The sequence below is a fragment of the Rhizobium sp. JAB6 genome (genome assembly GCF_003024605.1).
Taxonomy (GTDB): domain Bacteria; phylum Pseudomonadota; class Alphaproteobacteria; order Rhizobiales; family Rhizobiaceae; genus Rhizobium.
The window spans coordinates 1,161,603-1,174,809 of sequence record NZ_PYJQ01000009.1 but is presented as its reverse complement, the minus strand read 5'-3'; the positions used below and the strand labels follow the sequence as shown (position 1 = coordinate 1,174,809).

Genomic DNA, 13,207 nt, shown 5'->3' with positions numbered 1-13,207 from the left:
AAAGGCATCGGAAACGTTTACAGGACGCAATTAGGGAGGAATTACTGATGAAGACGATCAAGGGACCAGGCCTGTTTCTGGGCCAGTTCGCCGGCGATGCGGCGCCGTTCAACTCGTGGGATTCGATCACGAAATGGGCAGCCGATGCCGGCTATATCGGCGTGCAGGTTCCGACTTGGGCGAGTCAGCTCATCGACCTGAAGAAGGCGGCCTCCTCCAAGGATTATTGCGATGAATTCGCCGGTGTCGCCCGCGCCAATGGCGTCGAGGTCACCGAGCTTTCGACCCACCTGCAGGGCCAGCTCGTCGCGGTTCATCCCGCTTATGATGAAGCCTTCGACGGTTTTGCCGCGCCGGAAGTGCGCGGGAATCCGAAGGCGCGCCAGGAATGGGCCGTCGAGCAGGTGAAGATGGCACTGACGGCGTCGAAGCATCTCGGCATCAAGGCGCATGCGACCTTCTCCGGCGCGCTTGCCTGGCCCTTCATCTATCCCTGGCCTCAGCGCCCGGCCGGCCTCGTCGAAACCGCCTTCGAAGAGCTTGCCCGTCGCTGGACGCCGATCCTCAACCATGCCGACGAAAACGGCGTCGATGTCTGCTACGAAATCCATCCGGGCGAAGACCTGCATGATGGCATCACCTTCGAGATGTTCCTGGAGCGCGTGAAGAACCATCCGCGCGCCAACATGCTCTACGATCCCTCGCACTACGTCCTGCAGTGCCTCGACTATCTCGAGAACATCGACATCTACAAGGACCGCATCAAGATGTTCCACGTCAAGGATGCGGAGTTCAATCCGACCGGGCGCCAGGGCGTCTATGGTGGCTATCAGGGCTGGGTCGAGCGTGCTGGCCGCTTCCGTTCGCTCGGCGATGGCCAGGTCGATTTCGGGGCCGTCTTCTCGAAGATGACCGCCAATAACTTCGACGGCTGGGCCGTGGTCGAATGGGAATGCGCGCTGAAGCATCCCGAAGATGGCGCCCGCGAGGGCGCCGAGTTCGTCAAGGCGCACATCATCCGCGTCACGGAAAAGGCCTTCGACGATTTTGCCGGCAGCGGCACGGACCAGGCGGCCAATAAGAGAATGTTGGGCCTGTCGTAATTTCCTCTTCTCCCCACCGGGGAGAAGATGTCCGAAGGACAGATGAGGGGGACGAGGAGCGTCGCGACGAGTGCCTTGAGCGGCAAGCGAAAGGCAGTGTCCGCTGAGTCCCCCCTCATCCGACCCTTCGGGCCACCTTCTCCCCGCTGGGGAGAAGGGAGGTTCAATTCAAATTTCCCAGGAGGACAAAATGGCAATCGAAGGATCATCGGAACAGACGCGGGAGCCGCGCATTCGGCTTGGCATGGTGGGCGGCGGCGCCGGCGCATTTATCGGTGCGGTGCATCGCATTGCGGCACGTATTGACGATCAGTTCGATCTTGTCGCCGGCGCGCTCTCGTCCTCGCCGGAAAAGGCCGTGGCGTCAGGCCGCGATCTCGGTCTCGATCCCTCGCGCACCTATTCCAGCTACCGCGACATGGCGATCCGCGAAGCCAAGCTGAAGAATGGCATCGAAGCGGTTTCGATCGTCACGCCGAACCATGTCCACTATGACGCAGCCAAGGAATTCCTGCGCCGCGGCATCCATGTCATCTGCGACAAGCCGCTGACCTCCAATCTCGCCGACGCCAAGAAGCTGAAGAAGGTGGCCGACGAGAGCGGCGCGCTCTTCATCCTCACGCATAATTATACCGGCTATCCGATGGTTCGCCAGGCGCGCGAGATGGTCGAGAATGGCGAGCTCGGCGATATCCGTATCGTGCAGGTGGAATATCCGCAGGACTGGCTGACGGAAAATATCGAGCAGTCCGGTCAGAAGCAGGCGGCATGGCGTACCGATCCGGCCCAGTCCGGCGCCGGCGGCTCCACGGGCGATATCGGCACGCACGCATATAATCTCGCTTCCTTCGTCACCGGTCTGGAACTCGACAGCCTTGCCGCCGATCTCGACAGCTTCGTCGAAGGCCGCCGTCTCGACGATAACGGCCATGTGCTGCTGCGCTTCAAGGCGAAAGGCAAGGAAAAGCCGGCCAAGGGCATGCTCTGGTGCAGCCAGGTGGCGCCCGGCCATGAGAATGGCCTAAAGCTCCGCGTCTACGGTACAAAGGGCGGCATCGAGTGGACGCAGGCGGATCCGAACTATCTCTGGTACACGCCGTTCGGCGATCAGAAGCGGCTGATCACCCGCAACGGTGCTGGCTCCGGTGCCGCAGCGGCGCGCGTCTCGCGCATTCCGTCGGGCCATCCGGAAGGTTACCTCGAAGCGTTTGCCACGATCTATACCGAGGCTGCGCGGGCCATCAATGCCCGCAAGAAGGGTGTCGCCGTCGATCCTGCCGTGATCTATCCGACTGTCGATGACGGTGTGAAGGGTGTGGCTTTTGTCGAGGCGTGCGTTGCCTCATCCAAGCGCAACGGCGCCTGGGTTAAGCTCTAATCCTTGGTGAGGTTCGAGGCGGACGAACCGCCCGCCTCAAACCAGCTTGTTCAGGCCGCGGCTTGCCGGCCGCGTTTTGTCAGAGCGTCGATGCTCAGCGGGCCGCCGCCGGCGCTGGCGAGAAACAGGAAGATGAAGCAGAAGAGGATGGCAGCCGTGCCGCCGTTCTGCGCAGGATAGAAGCTCTGCGGCGCATGGCGCAGGAAATAGGCAAAAGCCGTCAGGCCTGACAGCACGAAGGCGGCGATGCGCGTCTTGAAGCCGATCAGGACGAGGAAGCCGAGAGTGAGTTCGAGTAGGCCGGCGATCCAGGGCAGCGATCCGACGGCGGGCACATTTTCGGCCGCTGGGAAATGCAGCACTTTCTGCGTTCCATAGCTGAAGAGCACGAGCGAGGCGACGATGCGCAGCAAGCTCAGCAGATGAGGATGAAGGGCGTGAATCGCAGGGAGCATTTGTGTCCTTTCGTTATCAAGTTTGAGGGTACCCTCAATTGATCGGAGGCCGAAAGACAAGTCACGGCCGTTGACATTGCTGTTATCTAGCCGTGCAAAGAATGTTGCTGTTGCCGGCGAAATCCTCCGAGGTGCCCCTTAGCCGCCCTTTGGTTTACGGTGCCTGCAACGTTACAGTTTTCCTGCGCCGGCACTGTACTTTGTCATGCCGCTTGGTTAAACCGCAGCCAACGAAGCCCTAACAGACGGGATTTTCATCATGATCGATCCGAAGCTTCTTGCCGATCGCTTCCCCGGCGATTTCACATTCGGTGTCGCCACCGCCGCATTCCAGATCGAAGGCGCCACCAAGGCCGATGGCCGCAAGCCGTCCATATGGGATGCCTTCGCCAACATGCCCGGGCGCGTCTATCAGCGCAACAATGGCGATGTCGCCTGCGATCACTACAACAGGCTGGAACAGGATCTCGATCTGATCAAGGACATGGGCGTCGAAGCTTATCGCTTCTCGATCGCCTGGCCGCGCATCATCCCGGAAGGCACCGGCCCTGTGAACGAAGCCGGCCTTGATTTCTACGACCGTCTGGTCGATGGCTGCAAGGCGCGGGGGATCAAGACCTTTGCGACCCTCTACCACTGGGATTTGCCGTTGGCGCTTGCCGGCGACGGCGGCTGGACGGCGCGCTCGACGGCGCATGCCTTCCAGCGCTATGCCAAGACGGTCATGGCTCGCCTCGGTGATCGCCTGGATTCCGTCGCCACCTTCAACGAGCCCTGGTGCATCGTCTGGCTGAGCCATCTTTACGGCATTCATGCGCCGGGGGAGCGCAACATGCAGGCGGCGCTCTACGCCATGCACTACATGAACCTTGCGCATGGTCTCGGTGTCGAGGCAATCCGCTCCGTCGCGCCGAAGGTGCCTGTCGGTATCGTGCTCAATGCCGCTTCGATCCTGCCGGGCAGCCCCGAGGATCTGGCCGCCGTCGAACGCGCGCATCAGTTCCACAATGGCGCCTTCTTCGATCCGATCTTCAAGGGCGAATATCCGAAGGAATTCGTCGAGGCGCTCGGCGACCGGATGCCCGCCATCGAGGATGGCGATCTGAAGACTATCAACCAGAAGCTCGATTGGTGGGGTCTGAACTACTACATGCCGATGCGCGTTTCCGACGACGCGTCGAAGAACGGCGATTTTCCCTGGACGAAGGAAGCGCCGCCGGTCAGCGACGTAAGGACGGATATCGGCTGGGAAGTTTATTCGCCCGGCCTAAAGCACGTCGTCGAGGATCTCAACAGGCGCTACGAGCTGCCGGAGTGCTACATCACCGAAAATGGTGCCTGCTACAACATGGGCGTCGTCAATGGCGAGATCGACGACCAGCCACGTCTCGACTACTATATCGAGCATCTCGGCGTGGTCGCGGATCTCATCAAGGACGGCTATCCGATGCGCGGCTATTTCGCCTGGAGCCTGATGGACAATTTCGAATGGGCTGAGGGTTACCGCATGCGTTTCGGCCTCGTGCATGTCGATTACGAGACCCAGGTGCGCACGATCAAGAAGAGCGGCAAATGGTATCGGGAGCTTGCCTCGCAGTTCCCAAAGGGCAATCACAAAGCGGTTTGATAGGTTCTGCTTCTTCCCTTCAGGGGAGCGTCCTATCGCTCGAATCAGCGTGGCCTGATAGACATCGCGCATGACCCAGCGGCCGATTTCCCTTTATGCGCTTTGCGGCAGCCAACGGCGGGCTTCGTCCAGCCGCAGGCTGCTGGAGGCATTGCAGCTCGCCTGCCCGGACGGCGTCACCATTACGATATGCGATCTGATCGGCGATCTGCCGATCTTCAATCCGGATAATGAGGGTGAGCGAACACCAGCTATCGTCGAGAGATTTGCAGCCGAGATCCGCAAGGCAGAAGGTTTGATCGTCGCTTGTCCGGAATATGCCCATGGCATACCCGGCGGCTTCAAGAACGCGCTGGACTGGCTGGTGTCGCGCGACGAGGTGCCGTTCAAGCCGCTGATGTTTGCTCACGCGTCGCATCGCGGCGATCTCGTATTGGCGCAGCTCGCCGATGTCCTGCAGACGATGTCATTGCATATCGTTGAAGACGCTTTCTTGCGTCTGCCGGTTGGCGGCAAGAGCGATGAGGCGCAGGCGGCGATGTTGCTGGAGGCGCGCGAAAGCGGCCTTTTCTCCGCAAGTCTCAGCCGTTTCGCGGGAGCGATTGCTACCAAGGCCTGAATTCTTTCGGCTTCGGCAAATATACAACTCTTTCCTGTAGGAATCTCCAACTCGCCTTAACCGTTTGTTGAAGACCTGACGGCAGACTTCTCCCCAAGGAGAAAAGGTGTTGGGAGCAGTTTTCAGGTCATCGCGCGAAAATGCACAGATCGGTCGTCATTCCATCGTGACGGCCGTTTTGGTTTGTTTCGCACTGATCGTTGCCGTCGTGACCTTGATGGTTCTGACCGCGATCGGCCGGGTTGCCGATTACTCCAACAAGCTGGATGACGAGCGCTCCTGGGAAACGACCGTCGGTGCACTGAAGACTTTTCAGGGGCAGCTGGAAGCGACGCTGCACGACCATTCCGCCCGCAACGATGCGGCGCGAAGCGTTTATGGAACGGACGATCGAGGCTGGATCGCCGGCAATTATGGCGACATTTCCTCCAACGGCGCGCTGTTCGATACTGCAGTTATCGTTGACGATAACAACAAGCCGATCGTCGCTTATCATGACGGCGAGCCATTGACCGGGAACATCGAGGACGTCCTTGGCAGCGCTGTCTGGGCCCTCGTCGATCAGGCGCGTGCGACGCGCGTCACCGGGGTGCCGGAAGCTTCGGGCTATATCATGACAAGGGATGGTATTGCGGCGGCCGCTGCCGCGACGATCCGCGAAAGATCCGGCCGCATCCCAGTGCCCGAAGGTCAGCGGCGTTATCTGATCCTGGTCCGTTATCTCGATGCCGGCCGGATCAAGATGCTCTCCAATACCTATGTCATAAGCGGCTTGACGCTGGTGCCGCCGGAAACCGTCGCCCGCTATGCCGTCTCCATTGTCGATCCTCTCGGCAAGCCTCTTGGCCGGCTGGTCTGGACCTCCCGCCAGCCGGGAGACATGAGCTATCAGCAGGTCCGCCCGCTGGTTCTCGGAGCGCTCGGTCTCGTGGGTCTGTTCTTCATCGTGCTTTTGATCCTGGGATCGATGGCGGGACGCCGGCTGCGGGCGGAAGAGGTCCAGGCGCGTCAGGTTTCTCTTCGAGACCGGCTGAGCGGCCTCCTCAATCGCGAGGGATTGCGGCTCGATGTGGACCGCCTCGTCGAGCGGGCGCGCTCCGATGGCACCAATGTCCTGCTTCTCTATCTCGATCTCGACGGCTTCAAGGAAATCAACGATGCTTATGGCCATGGCACCGGCGATCAGCTCATCCGCGCGGTAGCCGCCGGGCTCAAGGTACTCGTGCCGCCGCAGGCTGCCCTTGCCCGTCTTGGAGGCGATGAGTTCGCCATCGCCTTCCCGACCAAGGAGCTTAATGACGCCCCGGCTTTGCACCTGGCCGAGCAGATCCTGGATTTCCTTGCCGAACCGCTGGAAATCGGCCGCCGGGTGGTCGTCGTCGGTGCCAGTATCGGCATCGCAAGCTCGCCCGAGGGCCGCATCGATCGCGAAGAGCTGGTGCGCCGCGCCGATCTTGCCATGTACAAGGCCAAGGAAGCCGGCCGCGCCCGGATGACCTGCTACGAAACGGCCATGGATGCGCATCGCGAGGAACGCAATGCGCTGGAACTCGATCTGCGCCGTGCCATTGAGTTGGAGGAGCTGACGCTTGCCTACCAGCCGCTGGTGGATGCATCGAGCTGCGAGATGATCGGCGTCGAGGCCCTTGTGCGGTGGAATCGCCCCGGTCACGGGCCGATTTCGCCGGAGGTGTTCATTCCCATCGCCGAAACCAGCGGCCTGATCGAGGCATTGGGCCTGCTCGTCCTGCGCAGGGCCTGCGAGGCGGCACGGCACTGGCCGGATCTGCGCGTTGCCGTCAACGTTTCGCCGGGGCAGTTCCGCAATCCCGCCTTCGCCGATTATGTCCGCAGCGTGCTCCACAGTACCGAAATCGAAGCTGAGCGTGTGACGCTGGAAATCACCGAAGGCTATATCATTCAAAATCCGGAGCGTACCCGTCAGTCGATCGAGCGGCTGAAGAGGCTCGGCGTCAAGGTGGCGCTCGACGATTTCGGCTCCGGCTTCTCCTCCATCGGCTACCTGCGCCAGTTCGGTTTCGACCGTATCAAGATCGATCGATCGCTGACGATGAACGTGCTGGAGGACAACCGCGCCCGCGAGATGGTGAAGGCGACCGTGGCACTGGCCCGATCACTCGACATTCCCGTTACGGCGGAAGGCATAGAAACCGATGAGCAGGGAAGGGCGCTGGAGGGCTTCGGCTGTGACGAGCTGCAGGGCTATTTCTACGGCAAGCCGATGCCGGACGCCGAGATCAGCAAACGGCTCGCGGTGCAGATCGCCGCGGCGGTGGATGCGGAACACGCCGCAGCCTGAGGTTCGTGACGGAAAGCTGCTTGCGCGGTTTTTCCGGAGATGATTTCAGCCGATATGTTCGTGGCCGCGCTTGCGAGCGAGGGCGATCTGCCGCTGCCTTTCGCGATAACGCTCGCGATCCTCCTCGCTGCGCTCATGATAGCAATGGCTGCAGGAGACGCCGACCTCGTAAAAGGGTGAGGTCACTTCCTCTGATGTAATGGGATTGCGACAGGCGTGGCAGAGCTTGTGATTGCCCTCCTTCAGCCCATGCTCGACGGAGACACGCTCGTCGAAGACGAAGCAGGCGCCTTCCCACAGGCTCTCTTCCGGCGGCACTTCCTCTAGGTATTTCAGAATGCCGCCCTTGAGATGATAGACCTCGTCGAAGCCCTGCTGCTTCATGAAGGCGGTCGCCTTCTCGCAGCGGATGCCGCCGGTGCAGTACATGGCGATCTTCGGCTTGTTGTGCAGCCCCATATTCTCGCGCACCCATTCGGGAAATTCGCGGAAGGTCTTGGTCTTCGGATCGACCGCGCCCTTGAAGATGCCGATGGCGGTCTCGTAGTCGTTGCGGGTATCGATGACGATGGTGTCCGGATCCGAAATCAATGTGTTCCAATCCTTGGGCGCGACGTAGGTGCCGACGACCTTGGTCGGATCGATATCCTCGACACCCATGGTGACGATCTCCTTCTTGAGCTTCACCTTCATGCGCACGAACGGCATTTTCGACGCGCGGCTTTCCTTGTGCTCCAGGCCGGCAAATTCCGGCTGGGCGCGCAGGAAGGTGAGTACCTTGCCGATGGCGGCATCCGTGCCCGCGATCGTGCCGTTGATCCCCTCATGCGCGAGCAGCAGCGTGCCCTTCACACCATTTTCCTCGCAGAGCGCAAGCAGAGGCTCCCGCAGGCTCTCGAAGCGCGGCAAGGAAACGAAATGATAGAGCGCGGCAACGAGGAATGCGCCGGTCGTGTCGCGCCGTGGATCTGAAAGCATGTCGGTCATGCCGGGGAAATACAATTTTGTAGGCCTTCAGGCAATCGGATTCGCATTTCGAAACTATGCGCCCGGGCAGTCTCCACCCTCGGATATCGGGCAACGGGCTATCCTCGTCCTTCGACGGGCTCAAGGATGAGGCGGACGTTCTTGCGCCAGCTTTTCTGAAAAAGACGGGCCGTGTCGCGCCGGCCGCAGTCGAAGGCTATCTCCTTCAACGCCTCGCGCGCCTCTGCGCATGTGGCGACGGGAGCTATCAACCGGTAGAGCGCCCATAGGCGCTTGATACCCTTGCGGGCGGCGCGAACTGCTTCATGCAGGCCTTGTGGCCTGTCGGTCAATGCGGCCATCGCCTTGCTAAGTTGATGCGCGGCGGCTTTATGCACCTCACCATCAAAGGCCCGGTCAGGCCGTATGCGATAGCTCATCGTATTCCCGTTCGAACTGCGTCGCCAGGGCCTGGTTGGAATAGCGATATTCGCCGGTTACCTCGCGTCCGATCCAGTCCGGCAGTTCCGGATTGTCGCTTTCGTCGTCCATTTCCACTTCAGCGATAACGAGGCCGCGATGGGTGCCGCGGAAGACATCCACTTCCCAGGTGAAACCCTTGAACTGCACTTTGTGGCGGGTCTTCTCGATGACGAGGCCGATGGCCGTTTCCAGCAGTTCCTCTGCTTCGTCGACGGGGATCTCGTATTCGAATTCGTCCCTCGTCATCGACTTGCCGATCTTGATCGTCAAGGTCGCCTTGGTGTCGTTCGTCAACCGTACGCGCACGGAACGGTCTGCCATCGAGGTAATATATCCCTGCCGCAGGATCAGCCTCTCCGAAACGCAATCACGCCAGTGATCGCCGCGCACCAGAAACTTTCGCTCGATCTCTTTTGCCATGCGTTTGACATGCTCCACCGGCACAGATGACACCAGACTATCGTATGTCAGGACGAATTCCTACCCGTCCTATCCAAAACGTGCTTTTGTCTCGACAAGCACCGTCGGGAAGGCTATTCGAAAACCGGATTTCAATCGTTTTAAGGGAGCGCACCGACCATGGGCGAGAAAACCGAGAAGCTTCTTTCCATCCTGAAACTGCAGCCTGTCGTTCCCGTGCTGATCGTCGACGATGCGAAATCGGCCGTACCGCTTGCGCAGGCGCTCGTCGCCGGCGGCCTGAAGGCCATCGAGATCACGCTTCGGACCGCTGGCGCTCTCGATGCGATCCGCGCTGTCGCCGAAGAGGTGGAAGGGGCCGAAGTCGGTGCCGGTACGATCCTCAACGTCAGGCAGTGGGATGCGGCCATCGAAGCCGGTTCCAAGTTCATCGTCAGCCCCGGCACGACGCAGGAGCTGCTCGATGCTGCGCGAGGCTCGCACGTTCCGCTGCTGCCGGGCGCTGCCACGGCCAGCGAAGTCATGGCGCTGCGGGAGGAGGGCTATACGGTGCTCAAGTTCTTCCCAGCCGAGCAGGCCGGCGGTGCCTCCTATCTCAAGGCCCTCTCTTCGCCGCTATCAGGCACGGTCTTCTGCCCGACCGGCGGCATCTCGCTGAAGAACGCCCATGACTATCTGTCGCTGCCGAACGTCATCTGCGTCGGCGGCTCCTGGGTGGCGCCGAAGGAGCTGGTTGCATCAGGCGACTGGGCCGGCATCACCAAGCTTGCCGCAGAGGCAGCAGCGCTCAAGGGCTGAGACCTGAGCCTATCGAACTCGATTTCAAAGGCGCGTGGAGCTTTCCGTGCGCCTTTTTGCATGATGTGGATTGGTATTTGCGGTTGCGCTTCCTATCTCCCCTTCACCATTACAAGGACGGAGGACCATCCATATGATCGACGCCCGGAAGCTTCTTGACCAGTTCCTGGGATCGCAGGTTCCAGGAGTACAGGGGACCGTGAAAGATAGGGCCACCCAGGCCATCAATCTTGCTAGGGACAATCCGATGGCGACCAGCGCCATTGCCGGCGTGTTGCTGGGAACGAAGACGGGTCGTCAGATCGCGGGCAATGCGCTGACGCTCGGCGGGCTCGCCGCCATCGCAGGCCTCGGCTATCAGGCCTACAAGAATTATCGCGATGGCAATCAGCCGCAGCCGGCGCCGCAATCGGCCCAGCAAGCCGAGCCGCAGTTCCTGCCGCCGCCGACGGATTCCGGTTTCAGCACGTCGCCGGCGGTTGCCAGCAATGATTTTGCGCTTTCCCTGGTGCGGGCCATGATCGCGGCCGCCCGTGCCGATGGCCATATCGACGATTCCGAGCGCCAGCGTATTCTTGGTAAAGTACAGGAGGCCGGTGTCGGGTCCGAGGCGGAAGCCTTCTTCCAGCGAGAGCTTGCCAATCCCGTCGATCTCGATGCCATCGTCGCTTCGGCGAAGACCGAAGAGCAGCGCGTGCAGATCTATACCGCATCGCGGCTGGCGATCGAGCCGGATTCGCGCGCCGAACGTGGCTATCTCGATCTCTTGGCCGGACGGCTCGGTCTCGCGGATGCCCTGGTCGATCATATCGAAGCGACCGTTGCCGGCGCCAAAGTTCAGCTCTGACGGATAGGCCGGTTGCCTTTCCTCGGCAGCTGGCCTAAGCCTTCGCCGGAACTCATGTCAGGGCGTCAGGGATGGCTATATTGACGGATAAGAAAAGCGAGACCCGTTCGGCGGCGATCGCGGCCGGTATCATTTTGCTGGTCGCAACTGCCGTGCTTTACCTGATGCCGTATGTCATCGTCTGGCTCGGCTCGATCTCGCCATGGCTCGGCACCGGCTTCGGCGTCCTGGTCATCCTGGCGTTCTTCTTCGTGTTCTGGCTTCGAGCGCGCTATCAGCGGCGCAATGGCGACAAGCTCTGAGGCAGGGCTCTCCCGAATTCTTTCGAAAATCGCTCAGTTCTGCAGCGAGGCGCCGAGCAGGACGATGCCCGTGCCGATCACGAGCAGCGCGCCGAGAATTTCAATGCCGTTGCCGACCCAAACCGAAAGCCGCGAGCCCTTGCCGGTGAAACGGACGGCGGTGCCTTTCGCGAAGACGGCGATGATCGCAAGCAGCGAGACGGTGAGCGCGGTGCCGATCGACATGGCGAGGACCGATAGCAGGCCGCCAAGATAGAGCCCATTTAGCATCGAGAAGGTCATAACAAGGAGCGCGCCCGAGCACGGACGCAGCCCGACCGCGGCAATGGCAGACCAGGCCTCGCGGGCACTGAATTTTTCGTTCGACAGCATCTTCGGATTGGGAAGATGGGCGTGGCCGCAGGTCTCGCAGTAGGCGCCGTCGCCAGTCGTATGGGCGGGATCATAGCATTGATAGCCGCCGGCGGCGGGCATAGCGGCGCTGCTGCGCGCAAAACCTCTCGCCGAATCAGTGCCGGTTGCTGCTTCCTCGAACAGCGAGAGGCTGATCGGCCCGGCCGATGTCGCAAGCTGCATTTCCTTATGCTGCGCCCGGCCGTGTATCATCGCCCGCAGCTTGCGGAACAGGAGCCAGCTGCCGAACAGGATGACCATGACGAAGCTGGTGATCTCCATGGCGTTGGTGGCCATCGTCATGGTGATGCCAGAGCCGCGTAGGACGAAATAGGCGGCGCCGACGACAAGGACGGCGACGAGGCCCTGGATGAGTGCGGAGACGAAGGAAATGCCGATGCCGCGCTTCAGCTCGATCTCATTGGCGACCATGTAGGAGGAGATGACGGCCTTGCCGTGGCCGGGGCCGGCGGCATGGAATATCCCATAGGCGAAGGAAAGGCCGATCAGCGTCCAGAGCTGCCAAGGGTCCTGGCGCATGGCCTCAATCGACTTGGTGAGTGCGCGATAGAAGGCCTGCTGTTCGTAGTTCACGTAGAGGAAGATCGGCGCCAGCGGTCCGCCCATCGGCTGGAAGCTCGGCTCGGCGGTGCCGATGCCGAGCGGCGAGCCGGCAGCATGGGCAAAACCGGCTGCCGCCAGGAGGGCGAGAGCTACGGTCGGCACAAGCTTCCCTAACCTCGAAATCAGCATTGCACATCTATCCGCGTTGCAAAGAGTTTCGACATGGTCGTTCCCGTCGGATCGTTGAAGAAGGCATCCGTCAATGTCGACCTGTTCTCGGCGATAACCTCATCCGGATTGGGGCGGACGACCTTATGTGTGCAGCTTTTGAAGGCATCGCCCTCCGTCACCAATTCATTGTCGCTCGGGAAATCGATCGAGGTATAGAGCGTCGGGTCGTAGATGCCGAAGCTCAGCTTGTTGCCCTTGGTAAGCGGCATCGGCTCGGCCGGTTTGACGGCGAAGAACATCAGGAGCTGGCCATCGCGGAAATCGACATTGATGACGTCGGGCTTGTCGATCTTGATCACTTTGCCATTCAGCGTCAGGTTCGCATAATAATCGTAATCTGCCAGCGACTCCCGCACTGTCTTGCCGACCTCCTTCAGCTCGTCGGGGTCAAGCTTCAGATTGGTGTTCTTGTCGAAATCCATCAGGACGGAGGAGGAGAATACTTCGTCGAAGCGCCACACGTTGCGCAGTTCCTGCACGTTCCCATCCGGGCCGGCCAGCACTTCCAGACGGGCTTCCACGAAAATATGCGGATGCGCCGATGCTGCGGCCGGCGCGAGCAAAAGGCCGCCGGTCAGGGCAACAGCGTAGGCGGTCGTGGATTTTCTCATGCGTCCGATATGTTTCGCGAGCATTGATTCACTTCGTTTTCTGGTCAGGAAATGAGACGGAATTGGGACCGGTCGGCGGAACCGCGGCCG

General features: G+C 60.8%; 14 protein-coding genes. 8 read left to right on the top strand and 6 right to left on the bottom strand.

The window, feature by feature from the left end; translation table 11 throughout:
- Positions 1-47: 47 nt before the first annotated feature.
- Both C7U61_RS15750 and C7U61_RS15745 read left to right on the top strand, forming a co-directional pair.
- Positions 48-1,103, top strand: a complete 1,056-nt coding sequence (locus C7U61_RS15750; protein WP_106998947.1) for a sugar phosphate isomerase/epimerase — start codon at positions 48-50, stop codon at positions 1,101-1,103.
- A 190-nt stretch (positions 1,104-1,293) separates the two neighbouring features.
- The gene (locus C7U61_RS15745; protein ID WP_106998946.1) at positions 1,294-2,481 is read left to right on the top strand and encodes a Gfo/Idh/MocA family oxidoreductase; all 1,188 of its coding nucleotides are present in this window, start codon (positions 1,294-1,296) and stop codon (positions 2,479-2,481) included.
- A gap of 50 nt (positions 2,482-2,531) precedes the next feature.
- On the opposite strand, the gene C7U61_RS15740 is transcribed toward C7U61_RS15745, so the two are convergent.
- On the bottom strand, positions 2,532-2,936 hold the full coding sequence (locus tag C7U61_RS15740) for a DoxX family protein (protein ID WP_106998945.1): 405 nt from the start codon (positions 2,934-2,936) through the stop codon (positions 2,532-2,534).
- 259 nt (positions 2,937-3,195) lie between these two features.
- Between C7U61_RS15740 and C7U61_RS15735 the strand changes: the two genes are divergently transcribed.
- From C7U61_RS15735 to C7U61_RS15725, 3 genes are all read left to right on the top strand, one after another.
- Positions 3,196-4,563, top strand: a complete 1,368-nt coding sequence (locus C7U61_RS15735) for a GH1 family beta-glucosidase (RefSeq protein WP_106998944.1) — start codon at positions 3,196-3,198, stop codon at positions 4,561-4,563.
- 70 nt (positions 4,564-4,633) lie between these two features.
- Positions 4,634-5,182, top strand: coding sequence for an NADPH-dependent FMN reductase (locus C7U61_RS15730; protein ID WP_106998943.1), 549 nt, complete (start codon positions 4,634-4,636; stop codon positions 5,180-5,182).
- Between the two features lie 109 nt (positions 5,183-5,291).
- Entirely contained in the window at positions 5,292-7,502 is a 2,211-nt protein-coding gene (locus C7U61_RS15725; RefSeq protein ID WP_106998942.1) for an EAL domain-containing protein, read from the top strand.
- A gap of 45 nt (positions 7,503-7,547) precedes the next feature.
- On the opposite strand, the gene C7U61_RS15720 is transcribed toward C7U61_RS15725, so the two are convergent.
- From C7U61_RS15720 to C7U61_RS15710, 3 genes are all read right to left on the bottom strand, one after another.
- The gene (locus C7U61_RS15720; RefSeq protein WP_106999129.1) at positions 7,548-8,489 is read right to left on the bottom strand and encodes a rhodanese-related sulfurtransferase; all 942 of its coding nucleotides are present in this window, start codon (positions 8,487-8,489) and stop codon (positions 7,548-7,550) included.
- Between the two features lie 98 nt (positions 8,490-8,587).
- Positions 8,588-8,830 carry a hypothetical protein gene (locus tag C7U61_RS19680; RefSeq protein WP_245410806.1) on the bottom strand — a complete coding sequence of 81 codons (243 nt, stop codon included), beginning with the start codon at positions 8,828-8,830 and terminating at the stop codon, positions 8,588-8,590.
- 55 nt (positions 8,831-8,885) lie between these two features.
- A complete protein-coding gene (locus C7U61_RS15710; protein WP_106999128.1) occupies positions 8,886-9,371 on the bottom strand; it encodes a CYTH domain-containing protein in 486 nt (161 codons plus the stop codon).
- Between the two features lie 159 nt (positions 9,372-9,530).
- Between C7U61_RS15710 and C7U61_RS15705 the strand changes: the two genes are divergently transcribed.
- From C7U61_RS15705 to C7U61_RS15695, 3 genes are all read left to right on the top strand, one after another.
- A complete protein-coding gene (locus tag C7U61_RS15705; RefSeq protein ID WP_106998941.1) occupies positions 9,531-10,169 on the top strand; it encodes a 2-dehydro-3-deoxy-phosphogluconate aldolase in 639 nt (212 codons plus the stop codon).
- A gap of 133 nt (positions 10,170-10,302) precedes the next feature.
- Positions 10,303-11,016: a tellurite resistance TerB family protein gene (locus C7U61_RS15700; RefSeq protein ID WP_106998940.1), complete on the top strand. Its 714-nt coding sequence runs from the start codon at positions 10,303-10,305 to the stop codon at positions 11,014-11,016.
- Between the two features lie 80 nt (positions 11,017-11,096).
- Positions 11,097-11,318 (top strand): hypothetical protein, encoded by a 222-nt coding sequence (locus C7U61_RS15695; RefSeq protein WP_181315855.1) that lies wholly within the window; start codon positions 11,097-11,099, stop codon positions 11,316-11,318.
- Between the two features lie 33 nt (positions 11,319-11,351).
- Here the strand turns inward: C7U61_RS15695 and C7U61_RS15690 are convergent, their stop codons facing one another.
- Together C7U61_RS15690 and C7U61_RS15685 are read right to left on the bottom strand one after the other, a co-directional pair.
- A complete protein-coding gene (locus C7U61_RS15690) occupies positions 11,352-12,464 on the bottom strand; it encodes a nickel/cobalt transporter (RefSeq protein ID WP_106998938.1) in 1,113 nt (370 codons plus the stop codon).
- Positions 12,458-13,117, bottom strand: coding sequence for a DUF1007 family protein (locus tag C7U61_RS15685; RefSeq protein WP_181315854.1), 660 nt, complete (start codon positions 13,115-13,117; stop codon positions 12,458-12,460). The genes C7U61_RS15690 and C7U61_RS15685 overlap by 7 nt, the downstream gene beginning before the upstream one ends.
- Positions 13,118-13,207: the final 90 nt, after the last annotated feature.